Annotated in this window: 17 protein-coding genes; 3 read left to right on the top strand and 14 right to left on the bottom strand. The window is 65.2% G+C overall.

The window, feature by feature from the left end; translation table 11 throughout:
- Positions 1-80: 80 nt before the first annotated feature.
- Positions 81-692 carry an acetyltransferase gene (locus OC450_RS17695; protein ID WP_211384978.1) on the top strand — a complete coding sequence of 204 codons (612 nt, stop codon included), beginning with the start codon at positions 81-83 and terminating at the stop codon, positions 690-692.
- Here the strand turns inward: OC450_RS17695 and neuB are convergent.
- The 6 genes from neuB to OC450_RS17665 all read right to left on the bottom strand — a co-directional run bounded on the left by neuB (position 689) and on the right by OC450_RS17665 (position 8,890).
- On the bottom strand, positions 689-1,756 hold the full coding sequence (gene neuB / locus OC450_RS17690; RefSeq protein ID WP_262048357.1) for an N-acetylneuraminate synthase: 1,068 nt from the start codon (positions 1,754-1,756) through the stop codon (positions 689-691). The genes OC450_RS17695 and neuB overlap by 4 nt on opposite strands.
- Complete coding sequence (neuC, locus tag OC450_RS17685; RefSeq protein ID WP_262048356.1) at positions 1,753-2,931, bottom strand: UDP-N-acetylglucosamine 2-epimerase; 1,179 nt, start codon at positions 2,929-2,931, stop codon at positions 1,753-1,755. The genes neuB and neuC overlap by 4 nt, the downstream gene beginning before the upstream one ends.
- Positions 2,924-4,123 (bottom strand): LegC family aminotransferase, encoded by a 1,200-nt coding sequence (locus tag OC450_RS17680; RefSeq protein WP_262048355.1) that lies wholly within the window; start codon positions 4,121-4,123, stop codon positions 2,924-2,926. The genes neuC and OC450_RS17680 overlap by 8 nt, the downstream gene beginning before the upstream one ends.
- Positions 4,124-4,127: 4 nt before the next feature.
- Positions 4,128-5,147: an NAD-dependent 4,6-dehydratase LegB gene (locus OC450_RS17675; RefSeq protein WP_211384982.1), complete on the bottom strand. Its 1,020-nt coding sequence runs from the start codon at positions 5,145-5,147 to the stop codon at positions 4,128-4,130.
- Positions 5,148-5,279: 132 nt separating this feature from the next.
- Positions 5,280-6,482, bottom strand: coding sequence for an HAD-IIIA family hydrolase (locus OC450_RS17670; RefSeq protein WP_256808422.1), 1,203 nt, complete (start codon positions 6,480-6,482; stop codon positions 5,280-5,282).
- 122 nt (positions 6,483-6,604) lie between these two features.
- Entirely contained in the window at positions 6,605-8,890 is a 2,286-nt protein-coding gene (locus OC450_RS17665; protein ID WP_262048354.1) for a hypothetical protein, read from the bottom strand.
- A gap of 9 nt (positions 8,891-8,899) precedes the next feature.
- Between OC450_RS17665 and OC450_RS17660 the strand changes: the two genes are divergently transcribed.
- A complete protein-coding gene (locus OC450_RS17660) occupies positions 8,900-9,049 on the top strand; it encodes a hypothetical protein (RefSeq protein ID WP_262048353.1) in 150 nt (49 codons plus the stop codon).
- Positions 9,050-9,402: 353 nt separating this feature from the next.
- Here OC450_RS17660 and OC450_RS17655 read toward each other — a convergent pair whose 3' ends face one another.
- From OC450_RS17655 to OC450_RS17625, 7 genes are read right to left on the bottom strand one after another with little or no spacing between them, the layout of a single operon-like run.
- On the bottom strand, positions 9,403-10,242 hold the full coding sequence (locus tag OC450_RS17655) for an SDR family oxidoreductase (RefSeq protein WP_211384986.1): 840 nt from the start codon (positions 10,240-10,242) through the stop codon (positions 9,403-9,405).
- Between the two features lie 13 nt (positions 10,243-10,255).
- The gene (locus OC450_RS17650; protein WP_211384987.1) at positions 10,256-11,017 is read right to left on the bottom strand and encodes an SDR family NAD(P)-dependent oxidoreductase; all 762 of its coding nucleotides are present in this window, start codon (positions 11,015-11,017) and stop codon (positions 10,256-10,258) included.
- A complete protein-coding gene (locus OC450_RS17645) occupies positions 11,014-11,862 on the bottom strand; it encodes a sugar phosphate isomerase/epimerase family protein (protein ID WP_256808429.1) in 849 nt (282 codons plus the stop codon). Before OC450_RS17645 ends, OC450_RS17650 begins: the two co-directional genes overlap by 4 nt.
- On the bottom strand, positions 11,859-12,623 hold the full coding sequence (locus OC450_RS17640) for an SDR family oxidoreductase (RefSeq protein WP_211384988.1): 765 nt from the start codon (positions 12,621-12,623) through the stop codon (positions 11,859-11,861). Before OC450_RS17640 ends, OC450_RS17645 begins: the two co-directional genes overlap by 4 nt.
- Positions 12,616-13,305, bottom strand: coding sequence for an acylneuraminate cytidylyltransferase family protein (locus tag OC450_RS17635; RefSeq protein WP_211384989.1), 690 nt, complete (start codon positions 13,303-13,305; stop codon positions 12,616-12,618). The genes OC450_RS17640 and OC450_RS17635 overlap by 8 nt, the downstream gene beginning before the upstream one ends.
- Positions 13,305-15,224 (bottom strand): N-acetylneuraminate synthase family protein, encoded by a 1,920-nt coding sequence (locus tag OC450_RS17630; protein ID WP_262048352.1) that lies wholly within the window; start codon positions 15,222-15,224, stop codon positions 13,305-13,307. Before OC450_RS17630 ends, OC450_RS17635 begins: the two co-directional genes overlap by 1 nt.
- Positions 15,225-15,245: 21 nt before the next feature.
- Entirely contained in the window at positions 15,246-16,622 is a 1,377-nt protein-coding gene (locus OC450_RS17625) for a CBS domain-containing protein (RefSeq protein WP_211384991.1), read from the bottom strand.
- A gap of 196 nt (positions 16,623-16,818) precedes the next feature.
- Between OC450_RS17625 and OC450_RS17620 the strand changes: the two genes are divergently transcribed.
- Positions 16,819-18,456: a carbamoyltransferase gene (locus OC450_RS17620; RefSeq protein WP_211384992.1), complete on the top strand. Its 1,638-nt coding sequence runs from the start codon at positions 16,819-16,821 to the stop codon at positions 18,454-18,456.
- A gap of 2 nt (positions 18,457-18,458) precedes the next feature.
- Here the strand turns inward: OC450_RS17620 and OC450_RS17615 are convergent, their stop codons facing one another.
- A complete protein-coding gene (locus OC450_RS17615; RefSeq protein ID WP_262048351.1) occupies positions 18,459-19,682 on the bottom strand; it encodes a phenylacetate--CoA ligase family protein in 1,224 nt (407 codons plus the stop codon).
- Positions 19,683-19,732: the final 50 nt, after the last annotated feature.

Below are 19,732 nucleotides of genomic sequence, written 5' to 3'. Positions count from 1 at the left end.
CTCAGCTTTTTGCGGTCCGAATCGACGGTTTGAAGACCCGCCGTTCGGCCGTTAAGGTTGTCCCGCGCAGGGGAATCGGCATGGATGATCTCATCATCATAGGCGGCGGCGAGCACGCCTTCATGGTCTACGAGGCGGCGCTGTTGTCCGGCCGGTTCAAGGTCGTCGGCTTCCTCGATCGCCAGCCTGCAACACTGGGCGACATCAGCTATCTTGGAACCGACGACGCTGCGCCGACCCATCCGGATGCAGCCTTCGTGTTGGGGATCGGAACGATGCAGGCGGGGCCCGCCCGCCGCCAGATGATCGGCCGCTTGCAGGTCAAGCGCTGGGCGTCCGTCATTCACCCGCGCGCGATCGTCTCGCCGTCGGCAACCGTCGGCGCGGGCAGCGTCATCATGCCGGGCGCGATCGTCAATGCGCGCAGCATGATCGGCAATCATTGCATCATCAATTCCGGTGCCATCGTCGAGCACGACGTTCGCATTGGTCACTGCACGCACCTGTCGCCTGGAACCGTGGTCGGCGGAGGCGCCGAGATCGGCGACAATTGTTTTGTCGGTCTCGGTAGCCGCGTGCGCGATCACATCTCCATCGGCAACGATACTCTGATCGCGATGGGATCGGTCGTGACCGGCTCATGGCCGCATGGGTCGGTGCTGCGCGGGGTGCCGGCGAAGCCGCGTCGTTAGACCGGATCGTCCGGCTCGAGCGCGCGCGGCGCTGCCGTTCCGATCAGCGACCAGTAGTCGATCGGCGGCCGGCCCTCGCCAGGACGCTTGGCGGTGATGTCGGTCGGGCCGATGGTCTCGCCGGCCTTCAGCGCACGCGCCGCCACGATGCTCTTGCGCGCGACCGGCACGTTTCTGATCTCGGACTCTTTCGGCGCCTTCAAGCCGTCGCCGAGTGCACGCTCAACATTGCGGATGGCCGCAACCATTTGCTTGAAGTCGCCCGGCTCCAGCGAGGCTGCGTGGTCTGGGCCCGGGGCGTTGCGATCGAGCGTCAGGTGCTTTTCGATCGTGGTGGCGCCGAGCGCGACCGCGGCGATTGAAACCTCGAAGCCGTCGGTGTGATCGGAATAACCGACCGGGAGCTGGAACGCGGAGCGCATCGTCGCCATCGCGGCGAGATTTACGTCGGCGATGGGGCAGGGATATTCGGTCGTGCAATGGAGCAGGCTGACGTGCCGCGCCAGCGCGGTGCGTGCCGCCGGATCGCGCCACGCCGCGCGGAAGGAAGCGCTGCCGGGCGGATCGTTGTGCTGGCCGTAGCCATGAGCCAGCACGCCGAGCGCGTCCTCGATCTCGCCGAGCGTCGCCATGCCGGTCGACAGGATCAGCACCGCGCCGGCCTTCGCGGCCGCATGCAGCAGCGGCGCATTGGTGAGATCGCCCGATCCGATCTTGATGCGCGGCAACTTGAGCGACAGCAGGAAAGCGAGCGAAGCGTCGTCGAACGGTGTCGACAGGAATTCGATGCCGCGCTCCCTGGCGCGCGCGATCAGGGTGTGGTGTGCGGCTTGCGGCAGTTCGAGCCGTTCCAGCATGGCAAGCTGGCTCTCGGCGGCGTTCGTGGTGCGCTGCTGATAGTCGGCCTTCTTTGCCGCACCGCCCGCCAATGCCTTCGCATTGAAGGTCTGGAACTTGACGACGTCCGCGCCGGCGTCGGCGGCGGCGTCGACCAGCGCCAGCGCCTTCTCCAGGCTGCCGTCATGATTGACGCCGGCTTCCGCGATGATCAGCGTGTGCGTCATGGCCGCGCTCCACTTGCCGGAAGATCGTAAAAGCCCTTCGCCAGAAGCTGCCTGAAATCGGGGATGGCGGCGACGATGTCGGCAAATCGCCGGCTGGATTCGCCGTCGCCGTAAGGGTTGGCGGTGGCTTGGAGGCCGCGCTGCAGTCCCGCCGACATGGCGGCGGCGATCGCGTTGCGCTCGGGCGCCGCGTGAAATACCGAGGCCGCGCGTTCGCGTCCCTTCTGACGGTCGCCGATATCGACCGTGGGAACGCCGAAGGAGGGTGCTTCGAGCAGGCCGCTCGAGGAATTGCCGATCACCAGGTCTACCTGGCTCATCAGGCTGAGATAGCGGAGCTGCCCAAGCGAGGCGACCGCGATCGTGTTCGGCCGGCCAGCTGCAAAAGCCTCGATCCGGGTGTTCAATGCGCGGCCCTCGGCATCGGCGTTGGCGAGGGTGAACACGAGACGAAAAGCGGGATCGAGCGTCGATAGGGCCGCGAACAGCTCATTCAGCTCGGCCACCGAGCGCCCGGCCTCGATCGTGACGGGATGGAACGTGACGAGCGCATTGCGTTCGCCGAGCGGTATCCCGACCGCGCGGCCGATGCCGTCGCGGTCCATCAGGGCGAGATGCTTGATGGCGTCGATGCCGACCGAGCCGATGGTGTGAATGCGCGACGGATGCTCGCCGAGCTGAATCAGCCGCTGGGTCGAGCCCCGATTGCTGGTGAAATGCAGATGCGACATCTTGCTGATGGCGTGACGAATGGACTCGTCGACCGCGCCCTCGGTGACATCGCCGCCGAACAGATGCGCCATCGGCAGCCGCATGAACATCGCCGCCTGCGCGGCCGCGAACATCTCGAAACGGTCGCCGAGCACGACCACGAGATCCGGCCGTAGCCGGGTGAAAGCATCGGCAAAGCCGATCACGCCGAGCCCCACCGATTTCGCGACGCCGGCACCGGTGTCGCTGCTGAGCAGCGTCTCGACCCGCTCGTCGACCTCGAACCCCTCGTCGCGGATAGCGTTGAAGGTATAGCCGAACTCCGGCGCCAGATGCATGCCGGTGGCGACCAGCTGAAGCGTCAAGCCGGGCGTCTCGCGGATTGCGCGCATCGGCCAGACCAGCAGCCCGAAATCGGCGCGGCTACCGGTGACGAAGCAGATTTTTCGCGCGCTGCTATTCATCGCGGACCCTGATGCTGGCGCTGCTGGGCAGGTTGATCAACCGCCGTTCGATGGATTCGGCGGTCGAAAGATCGCCGCGCGGATTTTGCGCGAACATCGGCAATTTGTGCATCAAGGTCCAGGCCGGTCGCGCGCCGAAGCCGGCGTCGTTGAGCGCGGCGAGCAGGTCGTCGCGCCGATCGGCATTATTCTCGTCGAGCAGGATCGCGTTCAGCCAGTAATTGCTCGTGGTGTCCTTTGGCTCGCGCGAGAAGCGGATGCCGGGAATATCCGAGAAGGCACGTTCATAGGCCAAGGCAAGCTTGCGCTTGCTCGCCAGAAAACCGTCGAGCTGCTCGAGCTGGGCGCAGCCGAGCGCGGCATTCAGGTTGGGCAGCCGGTAATTGAAGCCGATTTCGTCATGCGCGAAGGCCCATTTGTGCGGCAGCTTCGCGGTGGTGGTGAGATGCTTGGCGCGGCGCCCCAGTTCCTCATCATTGGTGAGGATGGCGCCGCCGCCGCCGGTGGTGACGATCTTGTTGCCGTTGAAGCTCAGCGCCGCGAGCCGCGCCTGCGATCCGACGGCGCGACCCTTGTAGGTCGAGCCCAGCGATTCCGCGGCGTCCTCCACCAGCGCAATGCCCCAGTCGCGGGCGATAGCGCTGATCTCGTCGAGCTCGACCGGATGCCCGAACGTGTGCATCGGCGTGATCGCGGCGATGCGGCGTCCGGTCTCGCGGTTGATCGCCCCCTTGGCGGTCCGCTCGCCGATGGCATCAAGCCGCGCGGCGAGTGCGCGCGCATCCATGCCGAGCGTGACGAGCGAGCTGTCGACGAAATGCGGCGTTGCGCCGCAATAGGCAATCGCATTGGTCGTCGCGATGAAGGTCAGGGCCGGCGAGATGACCTCGTCGCCGGGCTCGACGCCGGCGAGGCGGAAGCAGGCATGCAGCGCGGCGGTACCGTTGACGACGGCCACCGCACGCCTGGCGCCGGTGGTTTCCTCGAGCATGCGCTCGAACCGGTCGACGAACGGCCCGACCGAGGACACAAAGGTGCTCTTGATGCACTCTTCGAGATAGGCGATTTCGTTGCCGGCGAACACCGGCTCGTGCAGGCCGAGGATTCCGTTGGGCGTTCCCACGGCACGCCGTACGGCGTCGACGATCGCCTTTGGCTCGAAATCCGACCTGGTCAGGGGACTGTCCACCATCGCCTCAGACGTTGTAGACGTCAGCCTTGTAGCGGCTGAGATTAGCGGGATTGGTGAACCAGTCGACCGTCTTGACCATGCCGCGGCGCATGCCGTCGACGCCGCCGAATTCAGGGCTCCAGCCGAGTTGCTGGCGTGCCCTGGAATTGTCGGCCCAGAGCCGTTCGACCTCGCTGTTGGCCGGACGCAGGCGCGCCTCGTCGGTCTCGATTTCGATGCTCGCCCCCATGACGTCGGCGATCATCTGCGCGGTCGCGCCGACCGAGATCTCGAAGCCGCTGCCGAGATTGATGGTCTGGCCGACGACTTGCTCGGCAGGCGCCGTAAGGCCCGCGATCAGGCCGCGCGCTGTGTCGGTGACGAACGAGAAATCGCGCGTCGGGGTGACGGCGCCGAGGCGGATGGTCCGCTTGCCGGTGGCGATCTGGCTGATGATTGTCGGGATTACCGCGCGCGCCGATTGTCGCGGGCCAAAGGTGTTGAACGGGCGGATCACCACGACAGGCATGTCGAATGAAGCCTGGAACGACAGCGCCATCTGGTCGGAGGCGATCTTCGAGGCCGAATAGGGAGACTGTCCGACCAGCGGATGGCTCTCCTTGATCGGAACGGTCTGGGCCGTGCCGTAGACCTCGCTGGTCGAGGTCTGCACGAAGCGGCGCGCGCCGGCCATGCGCGCGGCCTGGAGCACGTTCACGGTGCCACGCACATTGGTTTCGACATAGGAGTCGGGCGCGACATAGGAGAAGGGGATCGCGATCAGCGCCGCCAGATGCAGCACGTCGGTGCAGCCGCTCGCAGCCCCGATCATGAAGTGCGGATCGCGGATGTCGCCGGACACGACCTCCACCGACGTCATGATGTCGGCCGCTACGGTGTCGAGCCAGCCCCAGGAGTTGAAGGAGTTGTAGTAGACGACCGCTTTGACGCGGGCCCCGGCTTTCACCAGCTCTTCGACGACATGCGAACCGATGAAGCCGTCGCTGCCGGTAACGAGGACGCGGGCGTCCCTCAGATCTGCCATGCCGGACCCCAAAAGGCGATTAAGCCAGCGTTCGCAACAAGATGGCGCTATAGCACACTGGCGCTCGCGTGCAACAGAACACCGCCGGACATCCGCCAAATGCCGGGGGATGCAGCGCTTTTGGGCGCGCCTCTAGACGTTCCCGGTCGGAGCCAGTCGCTGCTTCACGAACACTTCCAGATTTCCGCCCTCGAACAGATGGCCCGCAAGGCCTGCGGCCCGCGCCGCTTCCATGTCGCTGTCCTTGTCTCCGATCACCATGCTGCGCGTCATGTCCACCGGGAAACGCTGCGCGAGATCGGTGATCATGCCGGGCGCCGGCTTACGCCGGTCGCTGGTGCGGCAATAGTGCGCGACGGTGCCGTCGGGGTGATCGGGGCAATACTCGAACGCGTCGATATGGGCGCCGACCAGCGCCATCTGGTCTGCCATCCAGCGGTGCAGGGCGACGACGTGATGCTCCTCGTAGTAGCCGCGTGCGACGCCGGATTGATTGGTGATGACGAAGGCGAAGTAGCCGGCGTCGTTGACGGCCTTCACGGCCTCGCGTGCGCCCTCGATCCATTCGAGCTTATGGGTCTCGAAGGTGTATCCAGAATCGTGGTTGAGCACCCCGTCGCGATCGAAGAATACGGCGGGGCGCCGTAGCTTCTCGCTCAGCTCGCGGTCGGCGCGCGCGAAATCATCGGGTATGCCGATGTCGATGAAATAGCCACGATAGGCCGTGCCGCGCAACTGGCCGGACTTGACGAGACCGGGGAATACGTCCTGCTCGAGCGAGGCCGGAAGCGTCGCAATGTCGGTGAGAATGGACCTGTCCACGACGTAGATGCCGGCATTGACCGGCCCCGTGGCGCCTGCACCCGGGGCGATGAAGTCACGCACCACGTCGCCGTCGAGAACGACCCGGCCGTACCGATCTCCGACGACGCCGTCGCGCAGTGCCATGTGAATGCGCCCATCCTGCGCGCGCGCGATCAGATCGAGCAGGTTGAAGTCAAACAGCGAGTCGCCATTGAGCAGCAGGAATCGTTGATGCAGCAGGTCGCGTGCATGCACGAGCGCGCCGCCGGTGCCGAGCGGCTCGGTCTCGCGCGACACGATGATTCGCGTCCGTCCCCTGGCGGCCGCGGCGTAGTGCGTCTCGACGATCTCCGACTTGTGGCCTGCAAGCAGGAGAATTTCATCGAACACGCCATAGCGTACGAGCTCGTCGATCAGCGCGTCGAGAAACGGGCGTCCGCCGATCTCGAGCATCGGCTTCGGAACCAGCCTGGTACGTTCGCCCAGCCGTGTGCCCAGCCCGCCGACGAGGATGACGGCCTGCCTCAGCATGGAGGGGTTGTTTTGCGACATCGGTTAAGCCGTCGGACGAGCAGGTTTCATTCCCAACGTCCATACCGTGCCGCCGATCTCGGCGCCAGATGCGCTTTCATCGCGACGGAGAATGCCGAAGGTCAGCGCTCGCACGGAATGCGAACAACCGCGGTCTGCCGGTTGGCGAACAGCGCCTGAAACGGGCCGGCGCGAAGCGACGTGACGAACCCGGAAGCCAGCGGCTCCGTTGGCGGAAAATAGGGGAGGCGCTGGCCGGCATCGAGACGGGTCCATTCGATCGTACGCGGGTTGATCACGGCGACGAGCTGCCAGGTGTCTTGGCCTGTCCCCAGCATGTCCTGGACCGCGCTTCGGTCCGCTTCCTCCGTCTCATTCGGGACCTGCGTATTCGTCGGCCGTGGCGCGGTCGTCGCCGGCGCTTTCGTGGTGCGGACGGGCCGCAAAATTCCGCCCATAGCGTCGGCCCTGCCCATCTGAAAATACGTCTCCTGATTGATATCCTGCAAGAGCGGCCGGATGGTCGTGCAGGCCTCGGCAAGCCGCCGCGCTCCGTCGCCCGGTTCGACGATCGCCGAAACGACGGTGCGCATCCGCTTCGCGACGGCCTCGTTCACGGTATCAAGATTCGAAAACATGTAGGCAGCCGGGGAACCGGTCAGGGATTGGATCACCCCGAGCGTGTAGGGATCGGACAGCAGGATGCCCTTTTTCAAATTGTCGTGCAGCCAGCGCGCCGCGTCCAGGTCGCTGGCATTGTAGTGCGTGATGGCCGTGGCGCCGCTCGGAAGAGCTCCGTAGCTGTAACTCTTCGACATGCCGGCCAGCCCGGCGCGGTCGAGAGCGACGCCCAACCCGACGATGGCCGCAAGCGCGCAGACATGAATCCATCTCGACCGCATGAACGTCGCCGGCACGAGCGCGAGAAGGAGAGCCGCTCCCGCTATCTCGGTCGGCCGGAGGAAATCCTGGTATCGCGAGGACGACAGGTCCGGCCGCCAATTGAAGGTATAGCCGGCCAGCACGAGGCCGACAGCGATCAGAGTAACCGCGATTGCCGCGGAAGCTCGCCGCCGGACGGGAGCGGGAGAGGGAGAGGGGTCGATGAGCAGCTGGCAGAACGCTTCTGTTGCGGTGACCGTGAGCAGGGCCAGCACGATCATGATGATCCGGTACAGAAACGGAAAGCCTGACAGCACGGCGACGGCGAGGCCGCAGCCGATCGTCCAGGACCACAGCAGCTTCGCCGTGCGCGCGGTTTGAGCAGGGCTGGAAGCGGTGTCCCAGCGCGGGTTGAAGCGATCAATCCAGCACCAGGCCATGGCCATCGCGATGCAGACGGCAAACAGCGGGCCGATGGCCCGGCCCAGCTCGATCACCGCGATCTCGGGGCCGGCGCCAAGGAACAGTTCGTCGCCGCTTTGAATTGCTCTTCCCAGCACCAGCCCGGTGATGTGGGAGAACATCACGTTGGCATTTGCCGATGGCAGATAGCCGAGGCGCATCATCACGATGCAGGAGACGATTCCGGCTATGATCAACGGCAGTACGATGGACAGGGCCCGCAAAAGTCCGAGGCTCCGCGCCGGCCGGCGTGAGGTCTCGTGCAGGATCAGCAGGTAGCCCAGCCAGGCGGCAAACACCGCTGGGATGAACAGATAGGAGCCGCGGTGCGCCAGCAGCAGCGTCGCGGGCCATACGCAGCCGACCAGAAGAACGCCTTCGTGTCGATTGGCATTACCCAGAATCCTGAGCAGGAGTAGCGCGCCTGCCACCAGTGCAAGCAGCAGCGCGTTGTTGTTGAGCACGAAGGCAATGAGGAGCGAGGTCGCCGCAGTCAGGATCAGCAACGCGACCGAGCCCGCCCGCAGATCCTCCTTCGCGCCTTGCCTGGTCTTGCCGAGAAGGACGCCGAGAAAGGCCACGCTCCCCGCAAGCGCCAGGCTGCCATTGGTCAGCAGCCCGATGGCGTTGCCGGTCGCGGCGAAGAAAAAAGCGATCCATTTCCGCGGTTGTTCGGAATAGACGCCCTCCGCGAAGGTGTAGAGGGCGACGAGGAAAAACAGGATCGAGACGTAGCGATAGGTCCATCCGAAATGCAGGAGATCGAGTCCCAAAACGCCAGCCAATGCGCCCGCCAGCGCAGCACGAAGGTCGACGTAGGATTGCGACGCGTAAGGATTGATGACGCCGCTATCGGCATATTCCTGCGCCGTCTTCATCCAGTGAACGTCGGCGCCGATATCCGAGTAGGGAAACTGGGAATACGCGCCGAACGTCCACCACCACGTCATGAGCGCGATTGGTAGCGACAGCAGACACCACAGGCCGATCGTTCCGGCGTCGCCCCTGCGCGGGCGCCAAACCGGCCAGGTCCACGCCAGTCCGAAGCCGGACAGCGCGATCATGATTGCCAGATGAAGCCGGATGTCGCCGATCAGAACGGAGCAGAACCCAAGAAGAATGCCCACGGCGGATGCGCCGATCGCATATCCGAGTACGACGAACTGGACCTTCGTCAGCCGGCTCGTCTTGATCAGCTCCAGCGGCGCGATCGCCAGGATTGAGAGGCCGGTGCCGAGCTGGATCAGGAAGAATACGAACGTCAAAAGCAATGTATTCATCCACATCGCAGTATCTCTAGAGTTCTTCCGGCTGAGCCAGGAAGATGCATGAGACAGGCCCGCTCGGGCGGGACGAATGGCCGCCGGTTATTTCGGGGCGCTGCGTTGCGCGCGCATCTGCGTAGGCGCGGCGCGGTTCCATTCACAATTGGCTCCACATCGGCTGAGCGGATTCGTCCATGCAGCGTGTTTAGCACGCCGGCGTGAGAATATCCGGCGGCAATCTTCGATCCGTTGGCCGATCCGTCCCGATTGTTGCCTTCTGGCCGCAAATCAGCTCTGCGATTGTGCCGCGGCTACCACACGCTCCGACCGCCATCCATGACGAGATTCTGTCCGGTCATGTAGCTCGAGGCGTCCGAGCAGAGAAACTGCACCGCGGCCCGGTATTCGTCGACATCCGCCATGCGCCCCATCGGGATCAGACGCGTCAGCCGTTCGACGAAGGCGGGATCCTGGTTGTTGAACACGCCGCCGGGTGAGATCGCATTGACGCGGACGCCGTGGTCGGCCCAGTAGGTCGCGAGATATTTTGTCAGCCCGATCAGCCCGTGCTTGATCACGGAATAGGTCACGGGCTTGACCGGTTGCTCCTCCTCGCGCGTGACGCTCGGCTGGCGGTAGAGCCGCTGGTCCGGCGCGATCACACCGAGATCGGAGGCGATGTTGAGGATCGCGCCGCGCCCGCGTTTGGCCATCTCGCCGCCGAACACCTGCGCGCACAGCATCGCGCCGGTGAGGCCCACGGCGATCTCGGTCTGCCATTGCGGCACGGGAAAGGCTTCGAAGCGCGAGGAGTGCATTACGCCGGGCGCGGATGTGACCTTGGGATCGATCGCCGCGTTGTTGACGAGGATGTCGATGGTGACGCCGCGGCCGGCAAGCTGCTCGTTTGCCGCCCGCACCGAATCAAGCGAGGTGACGTTGATCTCGAGCGCGATCAGGTCGGCCGATGGCGCGCTCTGCTTCAGCGTCGTGACGGCGGCTTCGGCCTGCGCCAGTCCGACATCGGTGACGACCACGCGCGCGCCGGCTTCGGTGAGCGCTGCAACGTGCTGCTTGCCGAGCAGGCCGCCCGCACCGGTCACGAGCGCTGTTCGTCCGGTCAGGTCGTAGCGGGAAGAGGGAGTTGCCATCGAAGGCTCCTGTTCAGCTTCTGAGCTGGCCGCCGTCGGCCACCATCACACTGCCGGTAATAAAGGCCGCGCGCGGCGAAACGAGGAAGGCGACGACGTCGGCGATCTCCTCGGGAGTGCCGAGCCGGCGCAGCGCCACCTCACGCTGGAGCATCTCGTCGACCGCGTGCTTGTTTTCGGCGATCTTGCGCGCCCAGGTTCCGTCCGGGCTCAAGATGTTTCCGGGGGCAACGGCATTGATGCGGATGCCTTCCAGCGCCAGCGGCCGTGCCAGGCCGCGGACGGTCGCGTTCAGCGCCGCTTTTGCGGCGTAGTAGGTGACGGGCGCGCCCAGTGCGGCCATGCCTGCGATCGAGGACACGCAGACGATGGCCCGCTCGCCGCTGCCGCGCGCCATCAACGGCCGGGCGGCCTCGATCATGTTGGTCGTGGCGAAGAGATTGAGGTCCATCACCCGCGACCACTCCGGCGCGGTCTCCTTCCCGGGGGGAACGGACGCGCCACTGCCGACGTTGCAGACGAGAATGTCGAGCCGCCCCCACTGCTTCTCGACGTCCTGGATGAGGCTCGCGGCGCTGGCGGGATCGGTGACGTCGGCAACATGAATCGAGCTCCGCCCGCCGACAGCTGCACGCGCGGCGTTCAGCGCGTCGGCGCCGCGCGCCGCGAGCGCGACCTTGGCGCCTTCCGCCGCGAGCGTCGTCGCGATCGCAAGCCCGATCCCGCGGCTGGCGCCGGTGACGAGAGCGACGCGATCGTCCAGCTCGAGCTTCATCGCGCGGCGTCCTCGATCCAGCCGATGGTCATGTCGCGGTATTTCGCCAGCGCGCCGGCGTGGTCGCCGTCGGCAGCGCGCGCGGTTTGCAGGATATACTGGCCCTTGTAGCCGGACCGCTCGATTAGCCGGATCGTTTTGGCAAGGTCTGCATTGCCGGTGCCGAGAGGCACGGTGGTGCCACTGCGAATGCGGTCCTTGACGTGCACGTTGAGGATGCGCGGTGCGTAGGCGCCGATCTCCTCGTCGCTGTCATAACCGAGCGAAGCACTGTTGCCGCTGTCATAGTTGATGCCGAAGACGTCGGCAGGAAAAGCTTCCATGAACCGCGCGAGCTCGCGCGGCGGCAGATCGGATTCGAAGACGATCTTGACGTTCCGCCGCGCAAGCTGTTCGTGGCGGGCGAGCAGTACGCGTTTCAACGTGTCGCTTTCGCTCTGGCGCTCGATCTTGCCATTGTCGACCAGCGGAATCACAACGAATTCGATGCCGATATGGCTGCAGGCGGCGATCAGCAGATCGAGGTCGGCGACGAGCGCGTCGCGCACAACGGCATCGACCTTCCAGAACGGCGCCTGCATGAAGCAGTCGCCGGTCAGGCTCGGGATCCGCACGCCGGTCTCGCGCGACAGCGCCAGAATGTCCTGCTGCCCCGGGTCGGTCGTGAGCGGATTCTCGCGCAGCCGTTCCTGATCGATGGTCCATTCCATCCGCGTCAGGCCGAGGGCCTTCGCACGTGGAAACTCGTCTCGCCACTCATCCCAGGGGAATGCCTGGATCTTGCCGTCGACGAGAGCCGACAGTCGTCCTTGCATGAAGCCGATGCGTTGCAGCGTTGTGGTCACGATTTGCTATCCGAGCTGATGGCGAGGCCCTTGGTGGTCCAGCCGCCGTCGACGAAGAGCTCCTGGCCAGTCACATAGGCGGAGGCTTCCGACGCCAGGAACACGGCGGCTCCCACCATGTCCGCGGGCTGTCCCCAGCGGCCGAGCATGGTGTGGCGGCGCCTCGCCTCGTGCATGGCGGGATCGGCGAAACTCGTCGCGGTCATCTCGGTCGCGACATAGCCCGGCGCGAGCGCGTTGACGCGGATGCCGTCGGGCGCATAGTCGGTGGCCAGCGCTCGCGTCAGTCCGGCAAGGCCGGCCTTCGCCGCCACGTAGCCGGGATTGCCGGGAAAGCCGCGGACCGAATTGATGCTGGTAACGTTGACGATCGCAGCCGAGCCCGCGTTCTTCAGGAGCGGATGGGCGGCAAGGATGGTGGCGTAGATTCCGGTGAGGTCGGTTGCGACCGTGGCTCGGAAGCGCGCGAGCTCGCTCTCGGCGCTTTGGGCGGGCAGGCTGATGCCGGCCGCGTTGACCAGCGCGTCAATGCGTCCGCCTTGTGCTGCCACGGTGTGGAATGCGCTCTCGATGGCCGCATCGTCGGAGAGATCGCAGGCAATCGCACTCACGCCCTGTGGCGCGGTCCCGGAACGGCTGAGGCCGAACACAATGGCCCCCGCATCTTGCAGGCCGGCTGCAATCGCCGCGCCAATGCCGCGCGAGGCGCCGGTGACGACCGCGATCTTGCCGGCGAGAGAGAAGGCGCTGAGGTCAGGCATAACCGTAACTACGCATGATGGCGGCGCAGAGCTTGACGTCCTCGGGACGGTCGATCTGGAACATCTTGTGACGCTCCATCACGTGAAAGCCGATCTTGCCGCCGAGACGATTGCTCTGCTCGCGCAGGAGCGAAGGGATGAAGACGTAGAACGAGCCGTTCTCCAGGTAGCGCTTCTCGATCTGCTGCCGCATGCGGCGGTTGCGATAATCGTAGTTGATAGGCTCCGGTCCGCTCGTGCCGATGTGCCAGTTGAAATAGTCCTCGACCTCGCAGACCGACAGCAGGCTGTCGAGATGATCGCGATCGAAGGTCGCGAGCGCGCTTTCGATGTCGCCGGGCTCGCGGATCGGCGACGTCGCCTGGAGCGCGACGACGCGCTCGAACCGTCCCATCTGCTCGTCGGTCGCATCGAGCGCGTGCAGCCAGGCGGATTCGGAGGAGGCGAGGTCACCTGAAATGCCTTCGGGGCGCCGCACGCCGACGGCGCCGGCAGCTTCGGCCGCGGCGAGGATATTGTCGCTGTCGGAAGAGACCGCCACCACGTCGACACCGCGCGCGGCGCGTGCCTGTTCGACCGTCCACGCAATCAGCGGCTTGCCGCAGAGATCGAGCAGGTTCTTGTGCGGGATGCCCTTGGAGCCGCCGCGCGCGGCGATCACGGCCAGCGTCTTGCGCGCCATCAGATGTGTCCTTCGAGACGCTCGAGCGCGGTCCAGAAGCCTTCGCCCATGTTCTTGTGGCCTTGCCATATTTCGGGAATGAACGATGCCGTCGGAGCATGCTGGCGCAACACCCGTCCGATCTCGTCGAAATCGATCTCGCCTTCGCCGATCTGGAGGCCTTCGCCGTCGAGCCCCTTGGCGTCGCCGAAATGCAGATGCGCGGTGTGCGGACCGAGCTGGGCGAGACCTTGCGCGAAGTCGAAGCCGAAATGGTTGGCGGCGAGCTTGGTGTGGGAGATGTCGACGCACATGCGCAGATCGTGCTTGGCGCAGAACGCAGCCGACTCCTCCGGGAAGATGAAGATGTTCTGGTGACGCTGGCCGCCGAAATGCCAGGGGAAAGGCGCCATGGTCTGGGGCGTGAGCTCGACGCCGTCCATGTCGAGTTCCTTCAGGCTCTGCGCAAAGATGCGGTAGCGCTCGGCCTTCTCCTCCGGCGGCAATGGCTCGTCCATGGTAAAGCCGCCGATATTCGCGACGATGGGCGGGCGCCTGGTCTTGGGAAAGAATTTCTTCAGGCCGCGGGTGATGTCGATCACCGCCTGGGTCTGCTCCAGCGAATAGCGCCGCAGCGCCTCGTCGGGTGTTGCGAGGTCCATCAGCTTGGAGCCGGCAAAGAGCTCCGGCGCATGCACCACGAAGCCGAGCTCATAGGTACCGGAGAGATAGGCCGCGGGATCACGCTCCATGTCGCTGTAGCTGAGATGGAACTCGATGATGTCGGGCTCGCAGATTTCCAGGAAGCGCCCGGTGTCGTGATAGCGTACCGGCACACCCCATGGCCGGTCGAAGCGATAGCGCCGGGCTTTTGCCGTCCCTTCGTCGAGGTCGCTCTGGAAGAAATAGTCGTCGGTCGCCATCGTCCGCGTCAGCCTGCGGCCGAGCAGGGCCGGCATCTTCAGCGGCGACAGGCCCTGTCCCGGGCTCTTCACGGCGATGTCGCTGTCGGAGATCACGGTGCCGGCCGGAAGATCACGTGCGGCCACCAGGCTCTTGGCGAGGTTTTCGCGGTTGATCAGCTCGCCCTGGCTCAGCGCTCGCTCGGCCAGCTTCTCGCCGCGCGCCGCCTCAACCTCGCGGATGCCCGAGACCAGCGCCTTGAATTCCTCCGGCTCCAGGCTCGCGGCATGGTCCGGACCTTCCATCTCGCGGTCGAGCGTGATGTGCCGTTCGATGACGACGGCGCCGAGCGCCACTGCGGCCGTCGAAACGGCAACGCCGCGCTCGTGGCCCGAATAGCCGACGACCGGATGGATCTCGCGCAGCGTTTCCATGAAACGCAGATGGATGTTGTGGAGCGCGGCCGGATAGGTGCTCTGGCAGTGCAGCAGCACGTAGCTCGCATCGCGATCGTCGAGGAATTTCGCCGCGGTCTTGATCTCGTCCGTCGTGCTCATTCCGGTCGAGACGATCAGCGTCTTGCCGGTGGCGGCAAGGCACGCGAGCAGCGGCAGGTTGGTGAGGTCGGCGGAGGCAACCTTGTAGGCTCGCACGCCGAAGCCTTCGAGCACGGCGACGCTCTTCGCGTCCCAGGGCGTGCAGAGATACTGGATACCCTTTGCGGCGCAGTACTCGGCGATCTTCTTCTGCTGTGGGGTCGGCAGTTCGAAACGGCGCAGCAGATCGAGCGTATATTCGACGGCGAGGTCGTCGTCCTTTCCGGACAGGCTCGAAGCGCGATAGACCTCGTCGAGCTTACGCATCTGGAATTTGGCGCAATCGGCGCCGGCCGCGACCGCGGCATCGACCAGCGCAATGGCGCGATCGAAGTCGCCATTGTGGTTGTTGCCGATTTCGGCGATGACGTAGCAGGGTTCACCATCACCCAGAAGACGGTTGCCGATGCGGATTGGGGCAGGCTGTTTGGGCGATGTCATCAACATTCTCGTCTCATATCGTCAGGCGAATCGCGCGGGAAAGCGCGACTTCCATGTCCGCAGCCCGTTCTCTTCGAACATGATGCGCGAACAACTGTGCCCCTGCTGTTCCAGTGCGGCAATGAGCTGATAGCGCTCGAACGGACGCACGAAGAACATGAAGTAGCCGCCGCCGCCGGCGCCCAGCAGCTTGCCGCCGACGGCGCCGTTCTGCTTGGCGAAATCGTAGATCGCGTCGATCGCGTCCGACGAGATCTTCGAGCTCAGCTTGCGCTTGGCGTGCCAGGCGTCGTCGATCAGCCGGCCGCATTCCAAGAGCTGGCCGCGCAGAAGATGCCGCCGGATGTCGCGCGTCACTTCCTTCTGCTTGGCGGCCGCGGCGACGGCATCGCTGGTCTCGTGCTGTGCCTTCTGGTCGCGGTGGATGGCGCCGGAATCGCGGCCCGAGCCGGTGTAGCAGAGCACCAGACTCTCCTCGAGCTCGGCGATGATGTTGGGATCGAGCCGAAGCGGCACGATGGTGTTCTGGTCCGAGAAGAACTCCATGTGATTGAAGCCGCCGAACACGGTGGCGTACTGATCCTGCCAGCCGCCGGGAATGTTGAGCATCAGCCGCTCGGCCTGGAACGCCATCTCGGCGATCTCGTGACGGTCCCACTGGTCGCCGCGGAATTCGTTGAAGCAGCCGATGATGGCCGATGAGACCACCGCCGAGCCGCCGAGGCCGGAACCGACCGGGAAATCGGCGGACACTTCGAGCTCGAATCCGTAAGTCGGCTTGATCAGGCGCACGACCGACTTGATCAGCGCCAGATCGCCGTCCGTTCCTAGCTCTGCGAGGCTGCCGGCCTCGACCGTGCGGCGAAAATCGTGCGAATAGATCCGGATGCTGGGATCGTTCCTTCGCCGCAGTGTCGCGTGGGCGTACATCTTGATCGTGGCGCTGATGACCGCACCGCCGTCATTCGCCACGAAATAATGGGTGAGGTCGGTGCCACCCCCGGAGAAGCTGATCCGCACCGGCGAGCGGGCGCGCGCGAACACCTCGCTCTCTTCCGACAGGTTGAACAACTCGCGGCTGAACACGTCGACCAGTCGCCCTTCGCCATCGAGGATCGGCACCACGTGCACGCGCTGGTCGAGCAGCTTGAGGATCTGTTCGCGCGGCCCGCCGCTCCGCGCCCAGACGAAGTTGCGATTGACGCAGGTCGCAACCCGGTCCTGGATCGTGGTGCCGGCCAGCATGCGTCTGCGGATGTCGCCGTCCGTCACCGCGCCGACGATTCGTCCGCTCGCGTCCTGAGCGAACAGGATACCGAGCATGTTCGCATTCAGGCGCCGGAAGGCTTCCTCAATGGTCTCGGTCTCGGCGATGGTGACGAGTGTTCGTTCAAGCACGTTTTGGGGTCCAGGAAGGGCCAATTCCAGGCCATTTCGTAGCAGGGTTGGTAATACGGGAGCGACAGGGACGATGCAAGGTTCCTGCGCCCCGGTGCATCGCGCCAAAATGGCTGCCCTCAAGCGCTTCGGCCGGGCGCAGCCGATTTACATTGGCCGCGGTTTCTATAGAAGGCTCCCGAGGGGTCTACGCGACATGTATGTGATCGGAATCAGCTCGGGGATCAAGCACGGGCACCATGACGGCGCGGCGGTGTTGCTGCGCGACGGCGAGTTGGTCGCAGCCGCCGAGGAGGAGCGTTTCACGCTGGCGAAACATGCGCGTGGCGAGCTGCCGCGCGGTGCGATCGGCTTCTGCCTGAAGCAGGCCGGCATCACCATGCGCGACGTCGACTGGATCTGCTCGCCGCTGAAGACCTACACGAACTACACGCAGCGCCTGACCGAATATTTCAAGTATCAGTTCGGCCACAGCCCGAAGATCGAGCTGTACGACCATCATCTCTGTCATGCCGCAAGCTCGTTCTACGGCTCCGGCTTCTCGGAGGCGACGGTGGCCTGTTTCGACTTCTCGGGGGATTCCAGCTCCGGCCTCGTCGCCCATGCGCGCGGCAACGACTTTCGTGTGCTGACGCGGTTCGCGCGCAACAACAGTCTCGGGCTCTATTACGGGATGCTGACCCAGTATCTCGGCTATCAGATGACCAATGACGAGTACAAGGTCATGGGCCTGTCGTCCTATGGCAGCCCGGACTATCTCGACAAATTCGCCAAGCTGCTTCGTCCGAACGGCATCAACTACGAGCTCGATCCCGAGCTCGACAAGCGCCGGCGCGACGCCGACATCTTCACCAGCGATTTCTCCACGCGGCAGGAACGCATCTTCACCGAGAAGATGGAGGAGATTTTGGGACCGCGCCGCCTGCGCGGCCAGCCGCTCGACCAGCGGCTGACCAACATCGCAGCCAGCGGCCAGAAGCAACTCGAGATCGTAGCCACCGAGGTGATCCGTTCCGCGATCGCCGAGACCGGCTGCGGCGATGTCTGCATCGCCGGCGGCGTCGGGCTGAACTGCAAGATGAACATGGAGATCGCGGCCGAGCCGTCCGTGAAGCGTCTCTACGTTCCGCCGGTGCCGCACGATGCCGGCGTGGCGCTGGGGGCCGCGATGATGAAATGCGCGGAGGCGGGCCACGCGATCGCGCCGCTGACCCACGCCTACTGGGGCCCGGAATATTCCAACGACACGATCCGGGAGACGCTGGACAAGATCGGCGCCCGATTCGAGCCGCTCGATGATCCCGTGGCGCGCTGCGTCACCGACCTGACGGATCAGAAGACGGTGGGCTGGTTCCAGGGGCGGATGGAGTACGGTCCGCGTGCGCTCGGCAACCGCTCGATCCTGGCCGATCCGCGCCATGCGGGCATGAAGGACCGCATCAACCTCACCATCAAATATCGCGAGGAATTCCGTCCGTTCTGCCCGTCGGTGCTATACGAGCGCCAGGCCGAGTATTTCGAGGACACGTTCGACGCGCCGTTCATGGTGGTGACGTTCCCGGTCAATGAGAAGGTCGCCGAGACCATGCCCGCCGTGGTTCACGTCGACAACACCGCGCGTATCCAGAGCGTCCATGCGGACAGCAACCCGCTCTACAGCCACCTGATCGGCGAGTTCGCGAAAGCGACTTCGCTGCCGGTCCTGATCAATACCAGCCTCAACATCAACGAGCAGCCGACGGTGAACGCGCCGCTGGAGGCGCTGCACACCTATTTCTGCTCGGGGCTCGATGTGCTGTATCTCGGCAATTACCGGCTGTCGAAGGCGGGCTGAGGCTACCGCTCGTCCGCGATGATCTTGCCGTCGTTCGGCAGTGCGCCGGGGCTGACCAGTTCTACGCTTCCGCCGAGCTTCGTCACCGCGCGCAAGCTGGCCGCGATCTCCTCGCGCAACGTGTCGCTCGCCGCAGCCGTTTCCGCTTTCAGCGTCATTGCATCGCTCTCGCCCTGGCGGCTGACGACGAGGCGCAGTCTTCCGAGCGGGGAATGGCGCTTGCCGATCTCGGCGACCTGCTCGGGCCGGACGAACATGCCCTTGACCTTGGTGGTCTGGTCGGCGCGGCCCATCCAGCCCTTGATGCGCATGTTGGTGCGCCCGCACGGGCTCGGGCCCGGCAGCGCCGCGGTGAGGTCGCCGAGCGCCAGGCGGATCCAGGGATGGTGCGGGTCGAGCGAGGTCACCACGATCTCGCCCACGTCGCCCGGAGTCACGGGATCGCCGGTGCCGGGCTTGACGATCTCCATGACCAGGTCCTCGTTCACGACCATGCCGTCGCGCGCTTCGGTCTCGAAGGCAATGAGGCCGAGATCGGCGGTGCCGAAAGCCTGGTAGGCGTCGATGCCGCGGGCCTTGATCTCGGACTGGAGCGAGGGCGGGAATGCCGCCCCTGAGACCAGCGCACGCTTGATCGAGGAGACGTCGCGGCCCGAGCTTGCGGCAGCATCGAGCAAGATCTTCAGGAAGTCCGGCGTGCCGCTATAGCCAACCGGCCGGTAGGCCTCGATCAGCTCGAATTGCTGCTCGGTGTTGCCGGGCCCGGCCGGGATCACCGCGCAGCCAAGCGCGCGGGCAGAGGAATCGAAGATGAAGCCGCCGGGGGTGAGGTGGTAGCTGAAGGTGTTGAGCACGATGTCGTCAGGGCGGAACCCGGCCGCGAACAGCGCCCGCGCGCCACGCCAGGGATCGGCCTGCCGGCCCTCCGGCTCGAAGATCGGGCCGGGAGAGGAGAACAGGCGGGCGAACGATCCCGGCGCCGCCGCCACGAAGCCGCCGAACGGCGCTGAGGCCTTGTGCAGGGCGGGCAGTTCCGACTTGCGCAGCACCGGCAGGGCCGCCAGCGCCGCCCTGGAGGTCACGGTAGCCGGATCAACGCCTTTCAGCCGCTCGGCATAGGCGGGTGCGGCCAGCGCGCTGCGCAGCACGTCCGGCAGGCGGCCGAACAGCTCAGCCTCGCGCGCGGCCTGTTCGCGCGTCTCGCGGGCGTCGTAATGGGCGGTCATGGCTGGACTTTCCGGGTTGGCATCCGTTGCACGCCGCCGCCAGCATGGGT

It is taken from the genome of Bradyrhizobium sp. Bra78 (assembly GCF_024519855.1).
Lineage (GTDB): Bacteria > Pseudomonadota > Alphaproteobacteria > Rhizobiales > Xanthobacteraceae > Bradyrhizobium > Bradyrhizobium japonicum_G.
Note: the sequence above shows the minus strand (reverse complement) of the source record. Positions and strands in the feature narration are given on the sequence as shown.

Excerpts from the sequence above, each read along its gene's own strand:
- OC450_RS17660 (WP_262048353.1), top strand. The coding sequence starts at position 8,900 with ATGAAGCCGGATGTCGCCGATCAGAACGGAGCAGAACCCAAGAAGAAT.
- OC450_RS17620 (WP_211384992.1), top strand. The coding sequence starts at position 16,819 with ATGTATGTGATCGGAATCAGCTCGGGGATCAAGCACGGGCACCATGAC.
- OC450_RS17655 (WP_211384986.1), bottom strand. The coding sequence starts at position 10,242 with ATGGCAACTCCCTCTTCCCGCTACGACCTGACCGGACGAACAGCGCTC.
- OC450_RS17695 (WP_211384978.1), top strand. The coding sequence starts at position 81 with ATGGATGATCTCATCATCATAGGCGGCGGCGAGCACGCCTTCATGGTC.
- neuB (WP_262048357.1), bottom strand. The coding sequence starts at position 1,756 with ATGACGCACACGCTGATCATCGCGGAAGCCGGCGTCAATCATGACGGC.
- OC450_RS17640 (WP_211384988.1), bottom strand. The coding sequence starts at position 12,623 with ATGCCTGACCTCAGCGCCTTCTCTCTCGCCGGCAAGATCGCGGTCGTC.
- OC450_RS17650 (WP_211384987.1), bottom strand. The coding sequence starts at position 11,017 with ATGAAGCTCGAGCTGGACGATCGCGTCGCTCTCGTCACCGGCGCCAGC.
- OC450_RS17670 (WP_256808422.1), bottom strand. The coding sequence starts at position 6,482 with ATGCTGAGGCAGGCCGTCATCCTCGTCGGCGGGCTGGGCACACGGCTG.
- OC450_RS17680 (WP_262048355.1), bottom strand. The coding sequence starts at position 4,123 with ATGGTGGACAGTCCCCTGACCAGGTCGGATTTCGAGCCAAAGGCGATC.
- OC450_RS17665 (WP_262048354.1), bottom strand. The coding sequence starts at position 8,890 with ATGATCGCGCTGTCCGGCTTCGGACTGGCGTGGACCTGGCCGGTTTGG.
- OC450_RS17615 (WP_262048351.1), bottom strand. The coding sequence starts at position 19,682 with ATGACCGCCCATTACGACGCCCGCGAGACGCGCGAACAGGCCGCGCGC.
- neuC (WP_262048356.1), bottom strand. The coding sequence starts at position 2,931 with ATGAATAGCAGCGCGCGAAAAATCTGCTTCGTCACCGGTAGCCGCGCC.
- OC450_RS17635 (WP_211384989.1), bottom strand. The coding sequence starts at position 13,305 with ATGGCGCGCAAGACGCTGGCCGTGATCGCCGCGCGCGGCGGCTCCAAG.
- OC450_RS17675 (WP_211384982.1), bottom strand. The coding sequence starts at position 5,147 with ATGGCAGATCTGAGGGACGCCCGCGTCCTCGTTACCGGCAGCGACGGC.
- OC450_RS17630 (WP_262048352.1), bottom strand. The coding sequence starts at position 15,224 with ATGACATCGCCCAAACAGCCTGCCCCAATCCGCATCGGCAACCGTCTT.